At 38.2% G+C, this 25,898-nt stretch carries 19 protein-coding genes; 12 read left to right on the top strand and 7 right to left on the bottom strand.

Features of this window, described 5'->3' with window-relative positions:
* Positions 1-438: 438 nt before the first annotated feature.
* The 3 genes from UABAM_RS30810 to surE form a co-directional block, all read right to left on the bottom strand.
* A complete protein-coding gene (locus UABAM_RS30810) occupies positions 439-627 on the bottom strand; it encodes a deoxynucleoside kinase (protein ID WP_151971827.1) in 189 nt (62 codons plus the stop codon).
* A gap of 358 nt (positions 628-985) precedes the next feature.
* On the bottom strand, positions 986-2,443 hold the full coding sequence (locus UABAM_RS30805) for a sodium:solute symporter family protein (protein ID WP_151971826.1): 1,458 nt from the start codon (positions 2,441-2,443) through the stop codon (positions 986-988).
* Between the two features lie 41 nt (positions 2,444-2,484).
* Positions 2,485-3,258, bottom strand: coding sequence for a 5'/3'-nucleotidase SurE (gene surE, locus UABAM_RS30800; RefSeq protein WP_151971825.1), 774 nt, complete (start codon positions 3,256-3,258; stop codon positions 2,485-2,487).
* A gap of 304 nt (positions 3,259-3,562) precedes the next feature.
* Between surE and UABAM_RS30795 the strand changes: the two genes are divergently transcribed.
* From UABAM_RS30795 to UABAM_RS30770, 6 genes are all read left to right on the top strand, one after another.
* The gene (locus tag UABAM_RS30795; protein WP_151971824.1) at positions 3,563-4,057 is read left to right on the top strand and encodes a ferritin; all 495 of its coding nucleotides are present in this window, start codon (positions 3,563-3,565) and stop codon (positions 4,055-4,057) included.
* An 84-nt stretch (positions 4,058-4,141) separates the two neighbouring features.
* Complete coding sequence (locus tag UABAM_RS30790; RefSeq protein WP_151971823.1) at positions 4,142-4,555, top strand: hypothetical protein; 414 nt, start codon at positions 4,142-4,144, stop codon at positions 4,553-4,555.
* A gap of 5 nt (positions 4,556-4,560) precedes the next feature.
* Positions 4,561-5,433 (top strand): CAF17-like 4Fe-4S cluster assembly/insertion protein YgfZ, encoded by an 873-nt coding sequence (gene ygfZ, locus UABAM_RS30785; RefSeq protein WP_151971822.1) that lies wholly within the window; start codon positions 4,561-4,563, stop codon positions 5,431-5,433.
* Positions 5,434-5,482: 49 nt separating this feature from the next.
* Entirely contained in the window at positions 5,483-6,334 is an 852-nt protein-coding gene (locus UABAM_RS30780) for an ATP-binding cassette domain-containing protein (protein WP_173013668.1), read from the top strand.
* A gap of 117 nt (positions 6,335-6,451) precedes the next feature.
* Complete coding sequence (locus UABAM_RS30775; protein ID WP_151971820.1) at positions 6,452-8,875, top strand: FHA domain-containing protein; 2,424 nt, start codon at positions 6,452-6,454, stop codon at positions 8,873-8,875.
* An 81-nt stretch (positions 8,876-8,956) separates the two neighbouring features.
* The gene (locus tag UABAM_RS30770) at positions 8,957-10,504 is read left to right on the top strand and encodes a cytochrome c family protein (RefSeq protein WP_151971819.1); all 1,548 of its coding nucleotides are present in this window, start codon (positions 8,957-8,959) and stop codon (positions 10,502-10,504) included.
* Positions 10,505-10,562: 58 nt separating this feature from the next.
* Here UABAM_RS30770 and UABAM_RS30765 read toward each other — a convergent pair whose 3' ends face one another.
* Complete coding sequence (locus UABAM_RS30765) at positions 10,563-10,799, bottom strand: CDGSH iron-sulfur domain-containing protein (RefSeq protein ID WP_151971818.1); 237 nt, start codon at positions 10,797-10,799, stop codon at positions 10,563-10,565.
* 219 nt (positions 10,800-11,018) lie between these two features.
* On the opposite strand from UABAM_RS30765, the gene UABAM_RS30760 reads away from it, so the two are divergent.
* The 5 genes from UABAM_RS30760 to UABAM_RS30740 all read left to right on the top strand — a co-directional run bounded on the left by UABAM_RS30760 (position 11,019) and on the right by UABAM_RS30740 (position 20,737).
* A complete protein-coding gene (locus tag UABAM_RS30760; protein WP_151971817.1) occupies positions 11,019-13,859 on the top strand; it encodes a hypothetical protein in 2,841 nt (946 codons plus the stop codon).
* A gap of 99 nt (positions 13,860-13,958) precedes the next feature.
* Positions 13,959-14,534 (top strand): D-sedoheptulose-7-phosphate isomerase, encoded by a 576-nt coding sequence (locus UABAM_RS30755; RefSeq protein WP_151971816.1) that lies wholly within the window; start codon positions 13,959-13,961, stop codon positions 14,532-14,534.
* Complete coding sequence (locus tag UABAM_RS30750; protein ID WP_151971815.1) at positions 14,535-15,539, top strand: efflux RND transporter periplasmic adaptor subunit; 1,005 nt, start codon at positions 14,535-14,537, stop codon at positions 15,537-15,539.
* Between the two features lies 1 nt (position 15,540).
* On the top strand, positions 15,541-18,642 hold the full coding sequence (locus UABAM_RS30745; protein ID WP_151971814.1) for an efflux RND transporter permease subunit: 3,102 nt from the start codon (positions 15,541-15,543) through the stop codon (positions 18,640-18,642).
* 178 nt (positions 18,643-18,820) lie between these two features.
* On the top strand, positions 18,821-20,737 hold the full coding sequence (locus UABAM_RS30740; RefSeq protein ID WP_173013667.1) for an FHA domain-containing serine/threonine-protein kinase: 1,917 nt from the start codon (positions 18,821-18,823) through the stop codon (positions 20,735-20,737).
* A 15-nt stretch (positions 20,738-20,752) separates the two neighbouring features.
* Here UABAM_RS30740 and UABAM_RS30735 read toward each other — a convergent pair whose 3' ends face one another.
* Positions 20,753-21,283 carry a gamma carbonic anhydrase family protein gene (locus UABAM_RS30735; protein WP_151971812.1) on the bottom strand — a complete coding sequence of 177 codons (531 nt, stop codon included), beginning with the start codon at positions 21,281-21,283 and terminating at the stop codon, positions 20,753-20,755.
* A gap of 304 nt (positions 21,284-21,587) precedes the next feature.
* Here UABAM_RS30735 and UABAM_RS30730 point away from each other — a divergent pair, with 304 nt between their 5' ends.
* A complete protein-coding gene (locus tag UABAM_RS30730; protein WP_151971811.1) occupies positions 21,588-22,700 on the top strand; it encodes a GTP-binding protein in 1,113 nt (370 codons plus the stop codon).
* A 242-nt stretch (positions 22,701-22,942) separates the two neighbouring features.
* Here the strand turns inward: UABAM_RS30730 and sthA are convergent, their stop codons facing one another.
* Together sthA and UABAM_RS30720 are read right to left on the bottom strand one after the other, a co-directional pair.
* Complete coding sequence (gene sthA / locus UABAM_RS30725; protein ID WP_151971810.1) at positions 22,943-24,331, bottom strand: Si-specific NAD(P)(+) transhydrogenase; 1,389 nt, start codon at positions 24,329-24,331, stop codon at positions 22,943-22,945.
* The gene (locus UABAM_RS30720) at positions 24,328-25,605 is read right to left on the bottom strand and encodes a metallophosphoesterase (RefSeq protein WP_151971809.1); all 1,278 of its coding nucleotides are present in this window, start codon (positions 25,603-25,605) and stop codon (positions 24,328-24,330) included. Before UABAM_RS30720 ends, sthA begins: the two co-directional genes overlap by 4 nt.
* Positions 25,606-25,898: the final 293 nt, after the last annotated feature.

Below are 25,898 nucleotides of genomic sequence, written 5' to 3'. Positions count from 1 at the left end.
ATATATTTTTCATTACAAAAAATCTTTGGCTTTTTCCATACTCTTTTACTCTAAATTTTGGCAAAAAAAAATACTATTAATATGAACACAATGCATTCAAATTGATAGTAGTTATTTTATAAAAAAATTTAGAGCTTACCACGTTCCTATGTCATGAGAAACGACTAACTTAGATGTATCCTTTACTCCGGCTTTTTTTAGGTATATACAAATCTACGCAAAAAGATTTTTTTTAAAGCGATCTCTCTTTTTCAACTACCAGTGAGAGGGGTTGGTAACGAAGCTTGCGGATATTCATTTTAGTTCATCATATTAGTCTTCTCTGGCTTTTTACAATTTGGTAGTAGTTGTTTCAAAGCTTTAGTACTGCTTGGGACTTTTTTAAGCCCTAGTACTCAGAGATAGTCTTATACCCAGACTATTTGCAATTTGCAAAACTCAAATAACATAGACTTCGTGTCCCACTTGCATCTCCAACGCCCATCTTTTAGGACTTTCATAAAACCTGCCTAGGTAAGGGTTTTCACCTACAGGCTCACGAAAAACTTTTGCTTTAGGAATTTTTTGTTGCAGTTGTTTACTTAAGGTTGTTTTTCCTGCGCCAATAATTCCTTCTATAATTATCATATTTTACCACCTTTTTGAATTTGTATTAATTTAAGTGAATACCCCTTGAGGGAAAAAGATTCTACTATATTGTATCGCGCCAATCAAGAATTTTTCAAATGCGATGCTTGTACGTAGAATTAAGTCGAAAAAAAGGAAGACCGACTATCTAGGCTGTAATAACTGACGTAAGTTTTTATAAAAAAATATAAGCTATATTTTAACGAAGTCTCGGACTGTAGTCGGTCTGTATTGTCTAAAAAATATACCACCTTGGCTAGTGCGGTTTCTTAAGTTGTTTCAGGTGTTTGTCTTGGTAGTGTTCTCTTTTTGAAACCTTTTATTTATATTGCTTTCAGAGCTTATGGTTAGGGGGAGTTTATTTTTTCGCCTTATCTGGAAATAGTAAACTAAAGATGATTAGGCAACTGACCGAAGCAAAAATAGCTGGTAAAACAGCGTCCGTCGATTTATAAAATTCCGATTGTGTAAAAGAATTGGAAAAAATATTACCTAATTCACTCCACATGATGGTAATAAAAATACCGGCGATGATAGAAGTGATTGCTCCGATATTACTTACCTTTTCCCAGAATAACGCTGCAACAAGTGCTGGAGTGATGGCCGCTCCGTATATCGTATAGGCGTACAACGCTTTGGTGAAAAATGTCTCCGATTTTGAGAACGCGTAGGAGACACCAAATGCAATGAGTCCTAAAGCGACAACGAGGGCTCTACTAAGTAGTACGACAGTTTTTTCATCAGCATTGGGATCAACATGTGTTTGGTACACATCACGCATGATTGTTGTTGCGGGAACAAGTAAATAGGAATCCGCTGTTGATATAATAATACCAATAATTGTTGTGAGCATGAGTGCTCCAAGAAGTGATATGAGGAAACCGTGGTTCAGAAAGCTGTGTGCGATGGTAATTAGAATGTATTTACCTTTGGTTTCTTCGGTAATAAGACTTGATGCTACCCAGGCACAAGCAATGATGAGTATTTCCACTATGGCGACGAAAAAAATCAAGGCAAATGTTGCTTTTGTGGCTCCTTCGGCATCTTTACTAGCGAAAAAACGTTGGTACATATTCGCATCTCCTAGTATCAATAGGAAAGGAGGTAGCAAAAAGTTGACAAGCTCTATATTGGAGTATACTCCCCAAAAATCCATGTGCCCAGATTTACCCATGCCAGCAAAAGCAGTTTCCATTCCGCTCCATCCTCCTGCGGTATACCACAAAAACGGAAAGGCAATCATCAGAGAAATGGTCATGATAATACCATTACCAACATCGGTATACGCAACACTTACCAAACCAGCCAACATTGTGTATATTATGATGAAGGTAGCGGCCAAAAAAGTAGCGGTTTTCAGACTAATCTGAAATGAGGAGCCTTCTAGTATTGTAAATAAAACGGCGCCACCGGCGTTGTATTGGTAACTCACGATTACCATGTAGGCGCAAACCAAAGCAAATACTCCCAATAACCGCGCTGTTTCGCCATAGCGATCTGCTAAAATCTCCGGAACAGTAAACTTTTCGTAACTACGTACTTTCCCAGCCACGCGTGTTAATAAAATAATTCCACAAATACTACCTAGGGGTAGAATTAATGCCGCAAGCCCTGTCTGATAAGCTTTTCCTGCATTTCCAAGAATCGATCCTGTTCCCACCCAAGTCGCAAGCATAGTTCCTACAAGGATCCACGGAGAGAGCGATCTACCAGCAACAGAAAAATCTGTTTGGTTTTTTATTTTTGTGGCTTTGTATATACCCAAGCCAGCAAGTATTGCAAAATATAAACCCATAATAGTAATTGTAAAAGCCATACTTATTTCCTTGAAGTTGAGAGTTTAGAAAATCAGAAACACTATGCTTCAAACTTTTTTTGTAGTTTTTTCAAACAGTCATAGTTGGTGAGGTCGTACTGCATTGGAGTGATGGTGATGTAGCCCTCTCGAATCAACGTAACATCGTCTTGGTATTTTTGATTGCGTTTCGGGACTTTTGCAAATGGTTGCGGCTCAAAACCGCTAAAATGTAGCCAATAATAATCCTTGTTTTGTGGAGTATGACGTTTTTCGTAGTAATCCGCAAAATTTAGCATGCTTTGCCGTGCTGGTTTAATGCCTTTTATTTTTTTCACACAAGGAATATTAATGTTATATAAAAGTGATTCTGTACATTCGCGTAACAGAATTTCCATAAATTTTGGCATCTGTTTTCTCAACGGTGCCATATCTTCATCTTTAAATGAATTTAACGAAAATGCCAAGGATGGTTTATTGTGAAGAATACCTTCGAATGCCGCGGCAATAGTACCTGAATAGTACATAGCGGGACCGATATTGTAGCCATGGTTAATACCTGTTACGACGACATCGACATCTTTGCATAGTTCGATGAGACCTAGTCGTGTACAATCGACGGGAAATCCGTCTACTGCCAGGCCGTAAAATTCACCATCTTTATATTTTGATGATACCATGAGAGGTTCATACAGTGTAATAGCATGGCTTTTTCCGCTTTGGTGCTTTAAGGGGGCGATGAGAAAAACCTCATGGCCAAGTCCTAGTAGCAAATCTCTTAAAACAGAAATGCCTGTGGCCTCAATGCCATCATCATTACTAAGTAAAATTTTCATAAATATTTTTTTTGAAAGACTTTATTTTGAGGTGTTTAAACGAAAAATACAAAACGATAGAAATGAAATGTTGCGATGTGTTTTGCATCATTGTAGAATAGTTCGCTAGCTAATAACAAATATCACATTCGTCGAATTTTGCTTTGGGATAAATCCTCTCTAGGGAGATCCCCTACACATGATTAGAGATGGTTTTATCTTTAGCAAAGAGATGATAAGATTGGTTCAGTGCTACCAACGTTGGTAGATCACTAATTATAAAGGAAAGCTTTTTTTTTGTCAATTTAAAACAGAAAGAGATATTATGTTAAACGAAAAACTACATGAAGCTCTCAACCGACATATGAACTCTGAGTTTTACTCTTTTTACATGTACTTGTCTATGGCCGCATATTTTGACTCTATGCACTTCAAAGGTTTTGCTCACTGGGCGGAAGAACAAGCAAATGAAGAGCTCGGCCACGCGAAAAAAATGTATCAGTACATTCTAGACAAAGGTGGAAAAATAGTTCTTCTACCTATCGAAGGCCCACCATCTACTTGGGATTCTTGTTTGGCAGCATTTGAAGATGTGTATAAGCACGAGCAAAAAGTAACACAGCAAATCAACAGTCTATATGAAATTTGCCAGGAAAACAAGGACTACGCAACGCAAACATTTCTCCATTGGTTTATCACCGAACAGGTAGAAGAAGAAGCGATGTCATCTGAGATTTTAGAACGAATAAAACTGGCCGGAGATTCGAATAGTGCGGTTTTATTACTTGACAACGAGCTAGGTAGTCGTCAAGGTGAATAACTTTAACCTACTGTAGTTTTTTACTGTAGTGTATTCTTAAGTACACTACAGTACTTATTCATAAAGCATGACGGAAGTCTTAATATGGTTATGGAATTGATACAAGAAAAAGTTTCGCTGGGACAAAATGTTAATTTTGTTTTGAAAACGGGAAACGAAATTGAAGGAACTGTGCACGAAATAACGAGTGAATATGTTTCTGTGCTTCGCGAAAACGAAGTAATCGTAATACTTGAAGATCTAATTGGTGCCTGGGAAACGAAACAAGATGACCAAGAGTTTTTTGGTTTATCTGAAGATACTGTTGTGGAAAAAGTCGAATTTGACTGGGAAGAAAACAAAACCAAAGACCAAACAGACAGTGCGGTTGTTTTTTCTTCTCGACATAACAACACAGAAGAAAAAATAGAGCTAAAACACAAAGTGATGTATATGTTAATGGGGAGTGGTGCTACTCTTGTCATCATTTTTATCATAAAATTTTTCAACTTGGTGTGACACTTATGAGCGATTTTGCAAAATATTTAAATAAAACAACCAATACAAACAATGCTGTGGTTTATAACCTCCAACATCTTTGCATTCTAGAAGTTGCGGGGAAAGATGCTATTTCTTTCTTACAACGCATGACTACAAACAACATTATGGCAATGGATGAATCTATTACGACTATTTTTGCCAACGACAAAGGACGTATTTTGGATAGTGTGCGCGTGGTAAAATTTGGCGATAAACTTTTGCTAATATGTCATGATGTCCATAACGATAAATTAATTTCATGGATTGAAAAATATACTATTTTAGATGATGTTACTTTGAACAAAACCGACAATTACTTCTTGTGGCAAGTATGGAATCATTCTTTGCCCAATAGTGATGAAGTCAAAGCTTTTCATACCGCAGAAAAATTTGTACAAATTGTGGGATTACAAGAATGCCAACAAAAGCTTGTGGAAGATTTTCGCGATGCAGGTGTCCAATATTGTGACAATGATGTTTATGAGCACGATCGAGTGACAAATGCGATTCCCATAGCTCCAAATGAAATTAACGATACTGTAAATCCTCATGAAGTAAACTTGATTGCTTATGTAGACTTTGATAAGGGGTGTTATGTCGGTCAAGAGGTGATTGCGCGTTTGGATACATATGACAAAGTACAAAAATATTTATATCGTTTTTCTTGTAGCGCAAAAGACATAACGAGCGGCTTAGATATTTACACTTCTGAAGGTAAAAAAGCAGGTAGTGTGACCTCCATATCACATTTATGTGAAACAAGCGTTGGTCTTGCGTTGGTGCGTAAAAAATTTCTTGAAGAGCCGCAGTTTTTTGTAGGTGAAGACCAAAAGAAGATTACCTTGCTAACTCAATAAACTACCACCGCAATGCAACTTCATTCTTGAGGAGTACATAATTAGCTTTTTGCTGTCCGTAAAACATAAAATACACAATAGAAATGTTGACTTTTTTTTGCAAAGTGATCGTAGTATTCGGTTTTTTGTCTACGGTCCATCTGGCGTTGGTAAAACAACGTTAGTTCGCATGCTCGCCGGACTTTTGCGACCTGATTTTGGTAAAATTACGGTAAATGACGAAGTGTGGTTTGACAGTGAACAACAAATTTTTTTGCCCCCTCAACAACGCTCCATTAGCTATGTCTCCCAAGAATATGTCCTGTTTCCACACATGACGGTTATCGAAAATATACAATTCTCAAATAAACTATCATCGCAAGAAGAAATTTTACGATTGCTAAAAGTGTTGAAACTTTCCGATTACAAACATGCAAAACCTCATTTGTTGTCGGGAGGGCAACGTCAACGAGTGGCGATCATTCGCGCCATCATCCGCAACAGTAAGTTACTACTCCTTGATGAGCCATTTTCAGGTCAAGACGACGCTATTAAGAGGGTGTTGCGTTCTGAAATTCAAAGAATTCACGAAAAAAATAACACGATAACTGTTTTTATTAGTCATGATATAAGTGAAGGCCTCCTACACTCTGATTATATTGTGTTGATGGAGACAAATACTTTTTCTGTGGTAAAAAGCCAGCGGCAAATTTTTGAAGGTATGCTGCCTGTCATTGCCGAAGTTATCGCTATAAATGATGATAAAAGTGTTGAGTTGTGCGCAAACGGAAATGTGTTTTCTTTCGTTACACAAGAGAGGCTTTCGGTTGGAGAGCGGATTTTAATACCATTACAACCAACGCAAACATATGTAAAGATAAGTAATATTACTCCAAGTACGTATGAATCTTTGGATTCGTAAATAAAATACAATTGGATCAGCACCATAAAATTTTAATGGTATTTCGTCCATTCTTTATTTATTATATTTGTACATGAACCATTTTTTTTTTATTAAATTACATGCGAGGAGAATGGCATGATCAACATTCGAGTGAGCAATGAGCAAGGAGAAGTTCTAAAAGAGCTTCAGCTTGGAGACGGCACACATAATATTGGTAGAACGCCTGATAACACAATAGAGCTTCGAGACATGAAAGTTTCTCGAGATCACGCCAAACTAATTGTGGAGGAAGGTGTATGTACTATTGTGGATACAAATAGTACAACAGGTGTTTTTGTAAACGAAGAAAAAATACTTAACGAGACGGAACTGCGTACAGGTGACGTAATTCACATTGGCGATATGGTTTTGGACATCTCGTTCGAGGAGTTTTCGGGAACAAAAATTGAACCGAATCAGATAGGGTGTTTACGACTGATATCCGGCGGTGTTAGCAATCTTCATGTTTTAAATAAGACAGAAACTATTATGGGAAGAATCCCTGAATGCGACATCCAAGTGATGGATCAGATGGCGTCAAGACAACATTCTAAAGTCGTATTGCAAGGCGGTAGTTATTTTTTAGAAGATTGCAATAGTTCTAATGGTACTTTTTTAAATGATATTCAAATAACAAAACAGCCACTGCAAAACGGAGACGTAATTAAAATTTGCAACCACGCGTACAAATTTGAAATCAAAGACAAGGGCGAAGTGCAAATGCAGGTGGTATCTTCGCAAAGGCCTACTCCTCCACCAGCTCCCGCTCCACAGCCGATGATTTCAACAGCAAGGCCTACGAGAGCAACTCCTCCTACGATGCATGGCTACGAAGTTTCAGAGAATAAAAAAGGTGGCTCTTTTGTGAAGGTAGCGGCCTTACTCGTGGTCATCGGACTCGCAGGTGTGGGAGGCTACACCTACAAAGACCAAATCATGAAGTTTGTCGATTCAAAAATCGGTAAAACAGGTGTCGAGAATAATACAAGCGAAAACAATAGCAACGATCAAAATAAAAATGCAAATATTGACAACAGTAACAAAAATGAAACCGCAAACACGGACACCGGTACAGATACAAACGAAAACAATACGGAAGTTGGTGCTAATTTAGCCAAAGAAATTGCTGCAGCAGAGCAGTTGTTGCAAAGCAATGAACAGGAATTGCAAAATATTCTTACGGAAATAGAAGATCACAATCGCCAACTAGAGGATATTAACGACCAAATAAACGACAGTTCCCATAGCGATAGCTCAGACGGCCAAGAAGAAGTCGAAGAGCTAAAAAGAGAGTTTTCACAGCTTAGCAGTGAGAGAAAACAAGCTCTAAATAAACGCAACATGTGGAAAAGCAAAGCAAAAAAAGTTTACGTACAATACAAAAAAATGGCTTCGGGAAAACGTCCTAAGCAACCAGAAAAAAAGCCAGAGCGTCCGAAACAACCAGAAAAAAAGCCAGAGCGTCCGAAACAACCAGAAAAAAAGCCGGAACGTCCAAAACAACCAGAAAAAAAGCCGGAGCGTCCAAAACAACCAGAAAAGCAGCCGGAGCGTCCCGTACAACCTCCAAAGCAACCTGGAAGTATAAAGATAACTGCGGCACAAATTGCGGAAATTAAAAAAATAAATGCCATTAAAAATAAACCAGTAGACTACAAAAAAATTGTGACGGCAAACAAGTGCGGAGAGTGTCATAAACAAGAAAAACAAGTATGGCAAAAAACACCTCACTACAAAACATATAATGATATGAGCAAAAAACCACGTGCGAAAGGTATATTCAAAAAACTCGGCTTGAAGGGAAGTATCAAAAGAAGTGGTCGCTGCTCAAAATGTCACTTTACACAACAGCACACCGGTCGCAAGGTAAAAGCGGTCATGGGTGTTTCTTGTGAATCGTGCCATGGAGCAGGAAAAGATTGGTTACTTATTCACAATGATAAAACAAGACCAAAAGACGAACGTCGTAAAGAAGCAATGAGCCTAGGGATGAATAACCCTGTGGATATCTATCTGATAGCGCAGAATTGTTATGGATGTCATAGCGTTCCCGACGAAGAGCTTGTAAATATCGGTGGGCACAAAGCGGGTAGTGCGTTTGAACTGGTCAGCTGGTCACAAGGTATGGTACGCCACAACTTTGTACGTGCCAACAATAGTGCAAATGCAAAATCAACACCTGAAAGGTTACGCGTTATGTTTGTGGCTGGTTTGATGCTGGATTTAGAATACGCGCTTCGCGGTTTATTGAAGGTGACAAAACCTGGTACATACTACGATACGATGTTGAAAAAAGTAGACAAAACCTACAAGGTACTAAAAGCAGCAAATAACAAATCTGGCGGCATAAAAGAAATCCAAGAGCTGTTGACGCTGTTTGGTAAGCTAAATATGAAAAATCGCAAGCACTTAGAGACGGGAGCCAATTTGGTTACCTTGAAAGCCAGAGCGTTCACAAAAAATCACGATGGTAGCAAGTTATCCTCTCTCGATGCTTTTATTCCTAAAAATTACAAATAGTTGATCAATTTGCCGTGCGGTGGCGGATCGCCACCGCACGAAATAGCATGGTGAAAATTCGTATACAAAGGAAGCAAAAAGATGAAAAAATTATTGTTGGTAATGGTATTTCTGGCATTTGTCTTTGCTGATGATCAACAGAAATTGGACGATTTAAAAAAGCAAATTCAAGAAATTCAGGAGCGAGTCGCGTCTAAAAAAGCAGAGTTGCAGCTACTCAAAAAGAGAATCGAAGATAAAAAAATGCAACGCGATGCGGCTAGCGAAGAAATGGATACGACTGACTACAGCGAAGAAAAGCAAAAGCTAGAAGGTCAAATTCGCAAAATACGTGGTTCGGTAAATGCGATTAAAAAAGATACAATTAAATACCAAAAAATCTACAAGAACTACTCTGCTAAAGTTCAAAAAATGTCTCGAACGAGTAAAAATAGTAGCAGTAGTCAAAATAAACAGACAAACAATACCAATAAAAATACTCAGGCCAATAAAAATACGCAAATGAGTAATACCAATAAAAATACGGCAAAAAATAGCACTCAGACAAACAAAAATACGCAGGCGAGTAATACCAATAAAAACACAGCAACAAACAACACTCCGGTAAATAAAAATACCCAAGCAAATAATGCCAACAAAAATACTCAGGTGAACAAGAATACGGGAAATTCTGGTTCCAAGCCTGTGGCGAATGTGACGTTAAGAACTTCACAACTTGAGGAAATTAAAAAAATCAATGCTATCAAAAACAAACCTGTGGATTACAAAAAAATTGTAACCGCTAACAAATGTGGGGAATGCCATAAGCAGGAAAAACAAGTATGGCAAAAAACACCTCATTACAAAACATATAACGATATGAGCAAAAAGCCACGTGCGAAAGGTATATTCAAAAAACTCGGCTTAAAGGGAAGTATCAAAAGAAGTGGTCGCTGCTCAAAATGTCACTTTACACAACAGCACACCGGTCGCAAGGTAAAAGCGGTCATGGGTGTTTCTTGTGAATCGTGCCATGGAGCAGGAAAAGATTGGTTACTTATTCACAATGATAAAACAAGACCAAAAGACGAACGTCGTAAAGAAGCGATGAGCCTAGGGATGAATAACCCTGTGGATATCTATCTGATAGCGCAGAATTGTTATGGATGTCATAGTGTTCCCGACGAAGAACTTGTAAATATCGGTGGTCACAAAGCAGGGAGTGCATTTGAACTGGTGAGTTGGTCGCAGGGTATGGTTCGTCACAATTTTGTACGTGCGAACAATAGTGCAAATGCTAAGTCGTCGCCCGAAAGAATTCGCGTTATGTTTGTCACTGGTTTGATGTTGGACCTTGAATATGCTCTTCGTGGTTTACTAAAAGTGACAAAGCCAGGAAAATACTACGATACAATGTTTAAGAAAGTGGACAAAACCTACAAGATTCTCAAAGCGGCAAATGGCAAATCAGGTGGCGTAAAGGAAATTCAAGAGTTACTGACATTGTTCAGTAAACTTAATATGAAAAATCGCAAGCATTTAGAAGCCGGAGCGAACCTAGTCACTCTTAAGGCCAGAGAGTTTACTAAAAACCACACCGGCGACAAGTTGGCTTCACTTGACGCTTTTATTCCTAAAAACTACAAGTAAATCCTAAATGAAAGGAACAGTAACCTGTTCCTTTCAGCTCCTCATTTATTCCCACCAATCACAAACGGGTGTGTTTCCCATCGCAAAATGGGCCATTTTCTGTGTATTTACAATTACATAATGCTGCACGCCTTTGTTCTGTTATTTCAAATTTAAGAGGCGTAAAATTTGTGCCTTTGTGTGAACCATCACAATACGGTTGATTTTGCGATTTCCCACAACTACACCAATAGTAAGTTCCGGGCTCTAAGACCGAAACAGTCGGTTTTTTACTTGCGATAATTGGCTTATCCATATTTTTCTCCAAATAAAAATGAGTTTCCTTTGTCTGTTATTTGCAACAAACTATTCTACAAGGAGACATGATAAATTTTCTATGAAAAATTTTTCGTAACATAAAACGGGGCACTTTGTTAAAACGAATATTCTCTTTCCATCAATTTATATCTTGACCATACAAATATTTGCAAACTATAATTTATATGATAACCTAATATCCCAGAAAGGATTTGCTATGAAATACATCTCAACCTTTATGATATTAATAATGTTTGTGATAAATGCTCATGCTGATGAGAAAAAAATAGATGACATTATTAAAACAATTACTTCTATAAAAGTGGATCATCTCGATTTAGAAGCCATAAAGAAACTAGAGGACAATTTAAAGTCTATTATTAGCAATACAAACGAATTGCAGCAGAAAGTTTCGCAACACAAAAGTAGATTACAAAAAGAAGAAAAGCTCATTAAAATTATCAATGATGCAAGTAAAAAAGAACTTAGTTCTGTGGTTTTGACAGCGATTGGAACCCTCGAATACCAACTTACCACCTGTAAAGATTATTTTACGGAAGCGAAAGCAAACACTATTACGCAAAAACATGTGGCTAAAGTGAAAGAATACCAACAACGCTGGCAAAAACTTCACGATAAATTAGCGCAGTTACAAAAACACGTAACCGATGTTGAAAACGCCAACGAGGATTTAAAAAAGCAAACATTGTTAAAAGATACCGAATTGCAAAAAAGACTCAAAGGTATTCTTAGTGCGATTGCAAAATATGATGAGTACGTACAAAAGAACGATCTTTCCAAATATAAATCACAGGTTATTGGTTCATTACAACAAGATTTACAAAAACGTTTGGCGCGTTCTGCTTACAGTTCAAAAGCAAAAATCGTTCGCGATGAATATCAACAATGGAAGAGTACACAAGCCCAGACAAAAAGTTCTGTTGAGCTAGAAGCGCTTGCAAAGTTTGTAAATGTGTATAATAAGCATGAAAGTGATTTGAAGTCTGGTAGTGAAAATAATTTCTTTTCCTCAGTAATTGCTCCTCTTATCGAAGAGGCAACACAACGTAAGAAAGCCGTTGTTAAGGAAAATGAATTATTTACCAAGCTAGAAAAAGAATACAAAACCGCAATGGCGGCAAAGCAAGATGCACAGGCAAAACTACAAGCAGCCAAAGATGTTCGCAAAAAAATTACTGAGTATGAACAGTTGGTACAAAAGAACGAAATTAGTAGCTATCATCGTAAAAATGTTACTCCATATTCGCGTGAATTAGATAAAACAATTGCTTCCATTACTCAGGAAGTCGATGTTTTTAATTCGCTGCAAAAAGAGTATCAAGACTACACACAACAAAAATATAGCAATATTGTAGACGAACGCAATAAGATTGACGACACATTGAAAAAAGTGGTTGTCTATGCCAACCTACTGCAAACAGAGAGAATCAAAGGTTACTACAGTGACCAAGTGAAAAAAATTGCGGAAGGGTTGCAAAAACGTCAAGAAATAATTGTTGCAGAACAAAATGTCGTTTCCCCTTTCCGTATTGCACGTAAAAATTGGGAAGAGAAACAACAAAGTTGGACAAATGCGAACGAAGAAAAAGATTCGATTGAAAAGGTCTTAAATGCGGCAAGCAAATATCTTGAAGTTCTTGGCGAAGGCAAAGTGTCTAAGTATTACGAAAATGAAGTGAAAACAACCAAAGAATCTCTGTCGCAACGCTTAAATAAAATCAATGGTGAAAACACTGCTTTTGCGAATGTTACCAAAGAAAACGATTCATATAAAGGGCAGCAATTTACCAGTTTAGACGCAGAGTTGGCAGGAATTCAAAAAGTGTTATCTGTGGTAAATAACTATCAAAGTTTAGAAACCGCAAAAAAAATAGCGATATACCAAAAAGAACAAGTCGCTAAAATGAAAACTACATTGGAAAATCGCCAAAAAATACTTAACAACGAAAAATCCATTTACGCAAAAACACAGACGGCTTTTGATGCATGGAAAAACGGGGAAAAGAATTTAGATAACGAATTGAAAAACATCGCTTCTGCTCTTGCTTCTGTGGATAGCTATAATTCGATGATTGCGAAATTCGAAGCTTCGCAGTTTTTTAAAAATCAAGTAATTGCGATGAAGAAAAAACTGGATAACCGTAAAGATCAGATTGAATTAGAAAAAAAATCTGTTGCGGAAATTAAAAAGCTAGCAGCACTGCCACAAGCAAAAACTCTACAAGAGTACAGCAAGAATTTACAGAAGTTGCAAACATCCATTTCTAACTACCAAATGGAGTTGAAGTCGCAAAAAATTAGCAATTATCATGTACAAGAAGTAGAAAGTCTCTCTCTGAAAAACAAAGCACAAATGGAGACGATCAACAAGGTAATCGCAAGTTTTAAAACTGTAAAAATGAGTTATAATAGTTGGAAAATTAAATCGCGTTGGCAAAATTGGGACCAAGAAAATAAGAAGTTACAAGAAATCACAACCGCGGTTCAGAAATACAAAGAGAGTCTAGGCAATATACAGGACGCAAATGCGGAAGAAATAAAAACTTGGTTAGCAAATATTAACGATGAACAGAAAAAATTAGACGCAGAGAAAAAGTTTTACAGTGAATTAGATAAACTTTCCGATACCCTCGGCGAAGGGGGATATATGTCAGGAGAAGATGAACTTGCCGATGCCGATAAGCTAACAGGTCTATGTGATGAGTACATAAAAAAAGTGCGTGGAAAAGAAATGACCAATCACTATCAAAGAGGTGTTCGTAAGCGTAAGAGAAAGGCCCAAGACGCCAGTAAGAAAGTGAAAAGAGAAACGTATATGTTTCGTCAGGTTGAGTCTTCTTATAATTTTTGGAAGAACAACTCACCATGGCAAAACAAGGCAGATGAAGAACGCGCATTGGATAAAGCTTTTGCAAAAATTCAAGAGTACAATGACGAACTTCAGTTCCGCAAAATCACCACGTATCAAAAAAGTAATGTTGGTGAATGGAAAGATGAACTACAAAAACGCAAAGATGCACTTCTTAGCGGCGGGTAAAATTTATAATTAGAAAACTTTACTTAAGTCAAAATAAAGTAGATAGGACTCTGAATCTAGGGTTCTATCTACTTTGCTATTTTGTACAGGAAAAAACAAATGAATTACGAAGCTATCATCGATGAACACATGAAAACTCTTGAACTTTGTCGTGCACATGTTAGTGAGTTTTGTCAACAAGCTGTAGAGATTTGTAATGAAATGTACCTTAACAAAAACCACCTTTATATTTGTGGTAATGGGGGAAGCGCTGCGGATGCTACGCACATAGTCGGAGAGCTTGTCGGTCGGTTGCGTCAGGACCGTATTCCTTTCCCTGCCACGTGTCTTGGTGCCGATTTTGCAACGATGACAGCGGTGTCCAATGACTATGGATATGATAAAATTTTTGAACGAGAGGTTATTGCGAAAGTACGTCCAGGTGATGTTTTATGGTGTCTGAGTACCTCGGGGAATTCTGCAAATGTCATCAACGCTGTGCACGAAGCGCGCAAAGTCGCAGACGTTAAAATTATCGGTATGTCGGGAAAAAGCGGTGGAAAGCTGAAGGAGTTATGTGATATTTGCCTGTGTGTTCCCAATACATTTTCCGACCGTATACAAGAAATACATCAAGTTGCCTACCATTTGATTTGTCAAGGGATAGAGGAATATCTATTAACGAAAGACTCCTAGATGAGATATATACTTCTTTGTATGTTGTTATTTATAGGTTGTAATCCTTCGGCAACGAAACCTAAAAAACGCAAAAAACCTCCGACTTCTGTTTCCCTAAAAGAGCATGTTACCACACTGCGCAAAATAGTCGAAAAATACGAGACTACAGGAGAGTTGGTGTCGGTACGCCAAGCGACTCTTAGTGCGGAGGTTAGCGGACAAATTATTTCACGTCCTATTTATGTTGGTGATGCTGTAAAAAAGAATCAACTACTCCTTAGTTTGGAGAAGGAACTCCTTGCCATAGAAAAAAAGAGGCTACAGCAAAATATCATATTGGAAAAAGCACGAGCATACGAAGCAAAAAGCAATTTAGTGCGACAACAAAAATTAGGTATAGCCACCACTCCTCAGCAATTGGAAAAAGCCACAACGAATTACACAATTGTTCAACAAAATTTGGCAATTCTACAACAAAACCTACGCAAAGTATCGGTTAATATAAGCAAAACGGATATTCGTGCTCCTTTTAGCGGAGAAATCAGCAAGGTATTCGTCCAAGAAAATGAATTTGCGCAAGTGTCGCAACCTTTGGTGACCATTACAGATCGCTCTACTTTAAAAATTGTTACGGGTGTTCCTGAGAATGTCATTACCAAGCTATCAAAGAAAAGTGAAGTGCAGATACTTATTCCTTCTGTCGAACGCAAATATCGCAGTACGGTTTTTTGTACCTATCCGGTGATGAACTCAAATACAAAAAAAATACCTGTGGAAATCCGCATCGTGAACAACAATAATTTTTTATACAGCGGTATGTTTTGCCGTTTATACTTTCGCGTGGGAATAACAAAAGGGATCGTTGTTCCTTTTAATTTTGTCAAGGTGGCCTACGATATGTATTTTGTGAAAGTGATGCAAGAACAAAAATTTATCGAGAAAAGGGTCGCCGCAACTCTACACAAAGATGGTTGGCTAATTATGCGCGGGATAAAAGTAGGGCAAAAAATTCAGGAGTATTAACATGATACGTTTTTTTGCAGAACGTTCGGTCCCGGCAAATTTACTTTTTATTATATTACTCGTCGCAGGTATTTTTTTCTCACTCACACTACCTGTCGAATCCATTCCCAATATTTCTCTTGGTGTTGTCGCCGTTTATACTCCTTGGCCGGGGGCGTCTCCTGAAGATGTGGAAAAACTGCTCACCACAAAAATAGAAGAACAGCTAGAAAATCTCGACCATGTTGTGTGGATAAAATCATTTTCCGTGCAAGGACTTTCGCGGATTCATATCAAATTTAGCGAGGACTTGCCCGAGAGTATTTACGATGAGTTGTATTTGAAAGCACAAAGTGAGGTCGAAAAAATCGCCGAAGAATTACCCGACGATGCAGAAACTTCTATCGTAGAGCTTGTGGATTTCAGTATGATACGTCCCACAATCGTTGTGGCTCTTGGAGGGGAAATTCCTGAAAAGTCGCGTAATGAAATTGCCAAAGAACTCAAAGAAAGTTTGATGCAAATTCCCGGAATGGACAAAGTAAGGATTCGCGGTGAACGCGAACAGCGAATTGTTGTTGAGGTGGACCGCGAACAGGCCGAAAAGTATAAATTATCTATTCTGGAGATTATGGACGTTGTACGCAAGGAAAGCAGCACATTTCCTGGGGGGACGATGCGTCTAAAAGACAGCGAGATTACTATTAGAACTCTTTCTGATCGTCGCAGTTTATTAGAATTGCGCAAGATTGTCTTGCGCTCGTATCCTGATGGCTCCATCTTGAGACTAGAAGATATTGCAAATATATCTTGGACATATGAGAAATGGAAAACGATTTATCGGGTCCAGGGAGCACCGGCTACTTTTTTGTACTGTGTTAAGGAAGATACACAAAACGCATTGACGATTATTCCCATTATCAAGCAAGAAGTCGCTAAGTTTCGCGACAAGCTACCCGTCGAAGTTTATTGTGAATTCTTTAAGGATAACGTTTTATATGTCAACCGCGTACTTTCTGTGTTAAAGAGTAATTTATCTCTTGGGCTAGTTTTGGTGTTTCTGCTGTTGTGGGTTTGTATTGGTACAAGCAATGCGCTTCTTGCTGTGATCGGTATACCCTTTGCCTTTTTGTGCGCAATGATTTTTTTATCATGGACCGGCAATACCTTAAACGAAATGGTCCTTGTTTCTCTGGTTTTAGTCTCGGGAATGGTCGTGGATGACGCTATTATTATTTTGGAAAATATGTATCGGCACTACCAGGAAACCGGAGAATTGTTGTCATCGGCCATTAGTGGTGCAAGCGAAGTTTTTTTGCCTGTCATTTCGGCTACGGCAACTACCATCGCTGCATTTTTGCCCATGTTGTTGATGACAGGGATACTGGGAAAAATTATGTCCATTGTGCCCAAAACCGTTTCCATTACTCTTGCCGCGTCTTTAATCGAAGCATTTTTGATACTCCCCAACCATTTTACTGATTTAGGTAAACTTTTTTCTTTGAAAAGCCAAAAAGAAAAGGTTCATAAAAGCGGTTTGTTTGTCAGGTTATACTTGGGAAGTTTACAACGGTTTTTGCATTATCGTTACTTGGCTACCTGTGGTTTCTTGATTCTTTTTCTGAGTGGCTTTGGGCTTTTGCTATGGGCATTTCCCATTTCGATCATTCTATTTCCGTCAGACCATCACGATTTTTGGATTACTCTGAAGGTGCATGAAAATGCCCACATTGAATACACAGAGAGCAAGGTTCGCGAAATCGAAAAGATTCTCAATACGATTCCCAAAAATGAAATCATGAATTATGTGGTAGAAGTGGGACGTTCTATGGATGAAAACTATCAACTGATCCTCGACAAAAATGTCGCACAATTCACGGTAACGTTGAATCCTAATCGCACCACACAAAGAACTACGGGGGACATTATTCGTAGCGTGCGTCAGAAAATCGCAAAAGCACAGTTGCATGGTTTTAAGTCTATTGATGTTATCCATACTCCTAATGGTCCACAACAAGGTAAACCTGTTGCGGTTATCATTCGCGGAGATAGTTTACAAAAAATAGGTGAAATACGCGACATGATAAAAAGTAAGTTACACAACATTCCCGGAGTTACTGATATCAAAGACGATATGCAGGCATCGAAATATCAATTGTCTATTCATTTTCGCGACGAAGAATTGCAGCGCTATCAAATCAATCGTTCTGCTGTCGCTCAAACCATTACTTCTGCATTAGAAGGTAGCGAAGTTTCGGAGATGAATTATCTTGGCAAACAATATAAAATTTATGTGCAGTACGATGAAGACAATATGGTGAAAATAAACGATATCGCAAAAATTCACCTACGCATTCCTTCAGGGAATTTAATACGCCTTGGCGATATTACTTCTCTCAGTTATAAAAAGTCCATGGCCCAGATTCCTCATCACAACAATAAACGTGCGATCACTGTGACGGCAAATATTGAAAAAGATCGTAATACCTCTTTAAGCGTCAACAGTGAACTACAAGAGTATTTAACACCTCTTTTACGAAAATATCCTGGGTACATTTGTGAATACGGTGGGGAATATGAAGAAACAAATCGCTCATTTCGAGCGTTAAAAATTGCGTTTTTGATTGCCATGTTGCTTGTGTATATGATTTTGGGAACGCAGTTTAATTCTTTTGTCCAGCCGCTTATCATTATGAGTATTATTCCTTTTACCATTGTAGGTGTTGGTTACGGTCTCTCCATTTTCAATTTACCGTTTACGATGCTTACATTTATGAGCACGATCGGTATGATTGGTATTGTGGTCAACGACTCTCTGGTACTCATTGATTTTATCAATCGCGAAGTCCAACAACACCAAGATAGCACCCAGGCGGTTATCATTGCATGTCGCAAAAGATTACGTCCTATCATTTTAACAACATTGACTACCGTATTGGGGTTAATGCCTTTGGCGTTGGGAATAGGTGGTTCTTCTGTTACATGGTCGCCAATGGCCACAGCGTTTTCGTGGGGGTTAAGCATTGCCACTATTCTAACCCTGTACGTCATACCAGCACTTTATATGATTACTGTTGATGCGAAAAGCGTTTTTATGAAAAAAAAAGAGGTTTGCTCACTCTGACGTTTTCGTTGGTTACTTTTAAAAGTATGAAGTAACAGTAGATAAAATTAGCTTTGGATTCGCAAGCGGACTTAGACTCAAAAAAAAATAAAAAATAGATTGTATATTTTACGTGTACGTTTAATATGTATAAAGGTGCCAATTTAGAGATCTATGTTTTTTGATGGGGGGAAGAATTATGGTAAATGAAGAGTTTGATAAAAGCCAAGAAAACCAAGGAAACCAAGAAAACAAAGAGAGCAAAGAGAACAAAAGTGAACCACAAGAGGAAAAAGACATATTTGGTACACTACGCGGTGTTCCCGTTCCCGAAGATAATAAGTTACAAGATACTGTTGCCATTTCTTCTGAAGATCCAAGAGAAAAGCTATCGACGCCAATAGTTGATGAGACTTTACAACAAAACCCTATTACCGAAGATGATAAATTGTCGGATACGATTGCCATCTCTCCTGAAGATCCAAGAGAAAAAATTACCCCCAAACAAGTTGCTGCTAAACAAGCTGCTGCCAAACAAGTTGCTGCCAAACAAGCTGCCCCCAAAAAAAGAGATCGTCTAATTCAGCAACACAACGCAGAGATGTCCGACGATAATTTGCAAGACACCGTTGCTATTTCCGAAGATAGCCGCAAAAAAAACTTTGCTCCTAAAAAAATGGCCAAACAGTTAGAACTCGATACAGATCGTTATCTTATTTTGAGTGAAATCGGCAGCGGAGGATTTGGTACCGTATACAAGGCGTTTGACAATTTACTGCGCAGAGAAGTTGCGATTAAAACCATTCATTTTGACCAAGAATATTCGCACACCATTGAATATTTTGAAAAAGAAGCTCACATGTTGGCGCAATGCAACCACCCGAATATTGTACAAATTTACGATGTTGGTAAAGACGGTGACAATCCGTGTATTGTCATGGAGTTTGTCAATGGTCTGAATATTTGTGACTATGTAAAGTTGCAGAGGCAAATGAAAAATGCTAAGCAAATACAGACAACTATTTGTTCGTATATGATTGACTTTGTCGACGCACTAAATTACATGCATAAGCGCGATATATATCATCAAGATATTAAACCGGAAAATATGTTGGTGTCGCTGAGCAATAACTGTGCGAAACTAGTGGATTTTGGTTTGGCAGATAGACCACGACGTGAGGAATCGGATAGCTTTTACGGTACATACGGATTTACCCCTCCAGAAAAATTTGAAGGGCGTGGTATTCCAAGACTACACGACATTTATGCCATAGGGGCGGTCTTTTTTGAAATTCTTACGGGACGTCCTTTGCATATAGGGCGAAAAGCCGAAGAGATTATGTTTAGTGTATTCCATGGCACAGTTCAGTTTTTTCCTGAAGACATGGTGGATAAAAGGTTAGAAGAAATTTGTAAAAAATGTTTGAAGAAAGATCCGCAACAACGTTATCGTAACTTAAGTGATTTGTATAATGATTTGATGGATTATTCTGGTAACACGGCGAATGTCAATGACTACCCTTATTTGTCGTTAGTTATGGGAAACAAAAAACTCGTTTTTCCACTAACCCATGATAAAAACTTTATTGGTCGTACGTTTAGTAACCATATTGTGATTCCAGATCCTTCTATTTCGCGTTCGCAGGCGATTATCCAAACGGGTAAAGAAATCTTTATTAAAAATTTGAGTGAAGTCAATAAAATCAAAGTGGGTAATAAAGAACTTGATTATGAAAAAGAGATGAAGCTGACAGGGTATGAAAAAATCACTATTTGCGATTACGTTTTTCACTATGTTCCCCCATCGGAAACATCTTCTATGCAACCTGGAATTGCCAATATTGTCGCCCAAGCTTCTAGATCTTCTACGATTGATGGAACTAAAGGACCTATTTCGAAAACACGTTTGGAAGCAGAGCAGCTAGGAATTACCCAAGATCAAATAAAAAATAGTATGTGGGAATCAACCATTCAAAATAATTTGAATTCCACAAAAGCCACTACCAATGCACAAAAACAGAAATCACTTGATGATGGAGAGATAGAGGAAATCAAATCCTCGATCCAAGAAATGAAGAAGATGCTATTGAAATTTGAAGAGAAATTTGCCGACTAAAAGTCGGCACTGTTTCTACGAGCCGATTTTTTCCTTGTGAATCTTTGCGAGTTGTACATATTTTTGCGCCCATTTGAGGTGTTCGCCATAAGTGTTTTCGTCAAGATTGCGTACCTTTTTACCAGGAATTCCCACCACTAGGCTATTTTCTTCCACCACAGTGTTTTCCAGAACAACGCTTCCTGCGCCAACGATACTTCCTTTTTTTATATGTGCTCCGGTAAGAATAATCGCACCAATACCAATTAAGCAACCATCTTCAATAACACAACCATGAATGTTGGCATTGTGGCCAACGGTGACATTGGCTCCTATTATACAAGGGTGGTCATTGGTGACATGCACAACGCTGCCATCTTGGATATTGGTATTACTTCCCACAGAGATATAATTTACATCTCCGCGTAAAACACTGTTGTACCATAGCGATGCGTTTTCGCTAATGCGTACGTCTCCCATAACTTGTGTACCTTTGGCAATGAATACGGAAGGGGCGATTGTGGGGGATACGCACAGTGTATTTTCTGGCAAATCTGTTTTTTGCATATTTTTCCTCTTTGATAATCTTTGAACCCACTGTAAACTTTTGACATTTAACATTCTAGCTATTTTGTAAGTTGTATGATATAATAAAACTCTTTTGATGGCAAAATATCTAAGTTTGCGACTATTAAAGAGAGTGTTAATAGGATTTTGGCATAAAATTTGATACTTCTTGTACTTTAATGCCCCTATCTTAAAACAAAAAAGAATACTACTTAATTTACTAATATACTATTATGGTACGAAAAGTAGGGATGAGATTTGTTAAAACAAGTCGTAAACTATTAACAATATACAGGGATAAGTTATGTCAGATATTGATATTTTAAAAAAACGTCTAGACTTAAAAATTGTATACTATGGACCTACGCAATCAGGAAAAGCACAAAATTTGCAAATTATTGCGGAGAAAACGCCGTTAAAACACCACGAGCCGCTTACTAGTGTCGTCACACAAAACAAAAACGCTACATTTCGCTACATGCGTTTAAATTTTCCATTGTTGAAAGACATCGAGACCACATGTAAGTTGTTTACTATTCCAGGGGCTCATGATGAAGCCACGTGTAAGTTAATACTTCACCGAGTTGATGGGATTGTTTTTGTTGCTGATAGTCGTGCACACCGTCAAGATGAAAATCGTACCTCCTTAGCATCTTTGGAAAAATACTTAGAGGAGTATGGGTTAGACATCAAAACAATTCCTCTTGTTTTCCAATGGAATCATCGCGATGATTCTGATGCAATACCTGTGGATGTTTTGGAAAAGGAAATGAACCACTTGCAACGGCCAAGTCACGAAGCGATTGCGCACCAAGGTATTGGAGTCTTTCCTTCTTTGAAAAGTTGTATAACATTGGCATTTGAATCGATTAAACAGCGTTGCAGCAATTTATACCCCGAACTATTTTCAAAGGATGCACACACCCATAGTCTTGTGAGTGAAACGTTTTCCGCTCCAAGTAATTATGATATAAAACTTGGAGAAAGAACCGTTTCCGATGAAGAGTGGGCACAATGGTTACAGGTGGGGAAGGCGCTACTTAAGTACAAGGAAAAAACGGGAAAGACGATTTCGATGGACGATCAAAATATTCGCAAGATATTTGAAGAAGAAAATGTCTTCCTCTCTGATTTTTTCCAGGTGGGGAAGTCTTTGGAGAGCGCTTACGAACACTACCGCGAGGAACACGATCTCGATATGGAGTACGAACGAATTGAGCGCGAGATTAGACGTTTAGAGCATGTTCTCGAAAAGAAGAAAAATCACACAGATAAACAGTATCGTATTTTACAAAATCGCGTAGAAAGTGATGAAGTGTTAAGACGCAATGTGGAAATGATTAAGAGAAATCCCGAATTACCCCAGGGATTACGATCTATTTTGCATGATATACACTTAGATACACCAAAAATATAAATCAGGTGTCATTCCCGCGTAAGCGCATGACTGTTAAGCTAAGATGTAAACCCCTATGGTGTCATCCTTGCAAAAGCAGGATCCAGCGCTTAAAAGTCAACTTTACATTGCAGGTTTCCCGCGTAAGCGGGAATGACAAGGATCTGCAAGTCTTTATTTTTCAAAACCTTTTGCAGGAATGACACCTGATTTTAGTTTTCAGTTTCAAATAACACAACACCATTTTTACCACAATAAAAAGATCAAAACAATCGGTTTAAACCATTGAGCGCTGCAACACGATATGCCTCTGCCATCGTGGGATAATTAAACGTCGTATCGACAAAGTATTTTACTGTGTTTGCCTTGCCTTTTTGTGACATAACGGCTTGTCCAATGTGGATAATTTCAGAAGCTTGGTAACCAAAACAATGAATGCCTAAGATTTTAAGCGTTTCACGATGAAAGAGTATTTTGAGCATACCCACAGTATGATTTGTAATTTGCGCGCGCGCGAGACTACGAAATAAAGATTGTCCTACTTCATAGGGGACTTTTTCTGCCGTGAGTTCGCGTTCTGTTTTTCCCAAAGAGCTAATTTCTGGACTTGTGTAGATTCCTGTAGGAATATTTTCCAGAAGTCTTTTGTCGGCCATTTTTAGTATTTTAGAAGCGGCATAACGTCCTTGGTCATAAGAAGCGCTAGCTAAACTCGGAAAACCAACAATGTCACCTACCGCATAAATATTAGGCTCCTTTGTTTGATAATGGTTATTTACTTTGACATATCCGCGATGATCCACCTCAATACCTATGTCCTCAAGCCCCATATTTTGCGAATTTCCCGTGCGACCATTGGCCCATAACAAAGCATCGGATTTTAGTTTTTTTCCCGATTGTAACCACAAAACCACACCATTGTCGTCTACTTCAATTTTTTCGTAGAGTTCATTGTGGCGAATCACAACTCCTTGGTTTCGTAAATGATAACTTAAGGCATCGATAATTTCGTCGTCGAGGAACGATAGTAACTTTTCGCGTGTGTTGATTAAATTGATTTTTATACCAAGGTTTTTTAAAATAGACGCGTATTCACAGCCAATAACCCCCGCACCATATATGGTGACCGATCTGGGAGTGTAGTCCATATTGAGGATGCTATCACTGTCTAAAATACGCTTGTTGGTAAAATCCACTTCATTGGGATGGTATGGACGCGAACCTGTTGCGAGAACAAAAGTTTTACTTTGATATTTTTCGCGAGCGCCATTGCTATTTTCTACTTCGATAGTATTTTTATCGAGAAAACGCGCATATCCACCAATAACATCCACGCGATTTCGTTCATAAAAACTACGACGCATAGAAGATTGTTGATTGATGACCGATTCTGCTGATTTTAGTAAACGTGAATAACTAATGTCGATGTTGCGAATTTGGTTGGCAAATAGTGGATTATTCCGTAGTTCCAATACGGTGCGTACTCCATGGCGCAACGATTTTGATGGTATTGTTCCCCAGTGGGTACATCCACCACCGATGTCAAAATATTTTTCAACTACAGCGATATCTTTACCATTTTTTGAAAGCTGCATCGCAGCACCTTCTCCGCCTGGTCCACTGCCAATAACAATGCAATCGTATTTTTTCATTCCTGATCTTTCTCTATACAAAAAGTAGTTACTTTGGTCTTGATGTTTTCTATGTCTACGGCAAAAAAGTTAACAAACATTTTGTTATTTTGCAAATCAAAGCGCACAAATCCAGGAATTTCTTGCGAGAAAATTGTTTCTTTTCCATGAGAGACCGAATTTAATTTTCCGGCGCTTCCTGAAATAACCTGAAAAGACTTTTTTTGCAGTTCAATAAACTGCAAATTGTGGTCGTGCCCTGCAATGTAAAAATCAACGTTGTTTTCTTTGATTATTTTACGTAAATCTATGGCAAATTTATGATAGCTAGGGTGACGTAGATCTTGTTTATAGGGCGATATACTGTGGATAACGTATTCACCTATGATCGATAAAGATGTAAACCATAAAAAAGTGACTGGTCGCAAAAAATAGGGGATTTTGTCTCTTGTACCTGTCCACGTCCATTCACGCAAACTGCGAAACCCTGCATGATTTCCATAAGATTTTATAGGATGGTGTCCAAAAAGCAATTTCCATTTTGCAGAACTTTGTTGCATTTTTTTACGTAAATACTCCCAATGTTGTTTGATGATAGACGTTTTTCCTTGAGAGTACAGTTTCAAATATAGAGGCGTGTCTAGAGCTATAATGAGTAGTTCCTGGGTTTCGACAACACTTTGTGGTAGAGAAATCTCCTCTAAATTCTTTTCTTTTAGTGCTTGATGTTCTGCTTGATTGTTACTATCGGCTATTTTGTTGTGATGAATTGGATATGACTTGAACACCGGAGAGTCATTTTTGCCGTCAAACATGTATTCCGCGGTGGTCTCTTCGTGTAGACGACCGTTTGTTTGATGGTAGTCGTGATTGCCAGGGACAACGTGAAATACAATCGCTTCGTCCTCATATTTGGTATTGTGATACGCTTGGCCAAATCTTTTGTTTAACATCGTGGTGACTTGCGCATCATTAAACTGTTTATCCGGTAAACCATCGGGATATACGTTGTCTCCTAAGCCGAGAACAAATGGGGCAGAGTCCACACTTTTCAAATTTTGCAAGTCGTTGCGTAAAATTTGCGCAACGATCTTTTGATGTTTACTAGCTGTTCCCCAATCTCCTAGAGCATAGAATGTTGTTGTGGCTTGTGTTGGCTTTTTTGTATACAAATAATCTTTTTTTATAAATGGTTTGTCCTTGTCACTTCGTGGAACAAAAATCGTCACAAGTATTGCGATAACAGGCATGGAAAAGATTATAGCGCGAATAAATTTTTGTAATCTACTTCTCAAGTTATCTCCTTTAAATAGATGACCTGTCCAACAACTCGCTGTTGTTTTATGAAAATGAAACTACTTCAACTTGCTGTTGGAATTGTACAATTTGGTCGTATAAAGTGTCGTATAGTGATTACTTACGGTCAAAATTGTAAAGTCGTTTTGTTTTGTAGTTCCAAAAAACCACGCCCAACAACTCGTTGTTGTTTTATGAAAATGAAACTACTTCAACTTGCTGTTGGAAGTGTACAATTTGATTGTGTAAAGTGTTGTACAGTTTTGCTTACGGTCAAAATTGTAAAGCCATT

Origin of the sequence: Candidatus Uabimicrobium amorphum (assembly GCF_009002475.1) — a bacterium.
GTDB classification, from domain to species: Bacteria; Planctomycetota; Uabimicrobiia; order Uabimicrobiales; family Uabimicrobiaceae; genus Uabimicrobium; species Uabimicrobium amorphum.
The sequence above is the reverse complement of the archived record's forward strand: the minus strand, read 5'-3'. Positions and strand labels throughout refer to the sequence as shown.

What these genes read in the sequence shown, in the direction of transcription:
- UABAM_RS30810 (WP_151971827.1), bottom strand. Translation starts at nt 627, where the DNA reads ATGATAATTATAGAAGGAATTATTGGCGCAGGAAAAACAACCTTAAGT.
- UABAM_RS30805 (WP_151971826.1), bottom strand. Translation starts at nt 2,443, where the DNA reads ATGGCTTTTACAATTACTATTATGGGTTTATATTTTGCAATACTTGCT.
- surE (WP_151971825.1), bottom strand. Translation starts at nt 3,258, where the DNA reads ATGAAAATTTTACTTAGTAATGATGATGGCATTGAGGCCACAGGCATT.
- UABAM_RS30795 (WP_151971824.1), top strand. Translation starts at nt 3,563, where the DNA reads ATGTTAAACGAAAAACTACATGAAGCTCTCAACCGACATATGAACTCT.
- UABAM_RS30790 (WP_151971823.1), top strand. Translation starts at nt 4,142, where the DNA reads ATGGTTATGGAATTGATACAAGAAAAAGTTTCGCTGGGACAAAATGTT.
- ygfZ (WP_151971822.1), top strand. Translation starts at nt 4,561, where the DNA reads ATGAGCGATTTTGCAAAATATTTAAATAAAACAACCAATACAAACAAT.
- UABAM_RS30775 (WP_151971820.1), top strand. Translation starts at nt 6,452, where the DNA reads ATGATCAACATTCGAGTGAGCAATGAGCAAGGAGAAGTTCTAAAAGAG.
- UABAM_RS30770 (WP_151971819.1), top strand. Translation starts at nt 8,957, where the DNA reads ATGAAAAAATTATTGTTGGTAATGGTATTTCTGGCATTTGTCTTTGCT.
- UABAM_RS30765 (WP_151971818.1), bottom strand. Translation starts at nt 10,799, where the DNA reads ATGGATAAGCCAATTATCGCAAGTAAAAAACCGACTGTTTCGGTCTTA.
- UABAM_RS30760 (WP_151971817.1), top strand. Translation starts at nt 11,019, where the DNA reads ATGAAATACATCTCAACCTTTATGATATTAATAATGTTTGTGATAAAT.
- UABAM_RS30755 (WP_151971816.1), top strand. Translation starts at nt 13,959, where the DNA reads ATGAATTACGAAGCTATCATCGATGAACACATGAAAACTCTTGAACTT.
- UABAM_RS30750 (WP_151971815.1), top strand. Translation starts at nt 14,535, where the DNA reads ATGAGATATATACTTCTTTGTATGTTGTTATTTATAGGTTGTAATCCT.
- UABAM_RS30745 (WP_151971814.1), top strand. Translation starts at nt 15,541, where the DNA reads ATGATACGTTTTTTTGCAGAACGTTCGGTCCCGGCAAATTTACTTTTT.
- UABAM_RS30740 (WP_173013667.1), top strand. Translation starts at nt 18,821, where the DNA reads ATGGTAAATGAAGAGTTTGATAAAAGCCAAGAAAACCAAGGAAACCAA.
- UABAM_RS30735 (WP_151971812.1), bottom strand. Translation starts at nt 21,283, where the DNA reads ATGCAAAAAACAGATTTGCCAGAAAATACACTGTGCGTATCCCCCACA.
- UABAM_RS30730 (WP_151971811.1), top strand. Translation starts at nt 21,588, where the DNA reads ATGTCAGATATTGATATTTTAAAAAAACGTCTAGACTTAAAAATTGTA.
- sthA (WP_151971810.1), bottom strand. Translation starts at nt 24,331, where the DNA reads ATGAAAAAATACGATTGCATTGTTATTGGCAGTGGACCAGGCGGAGAA.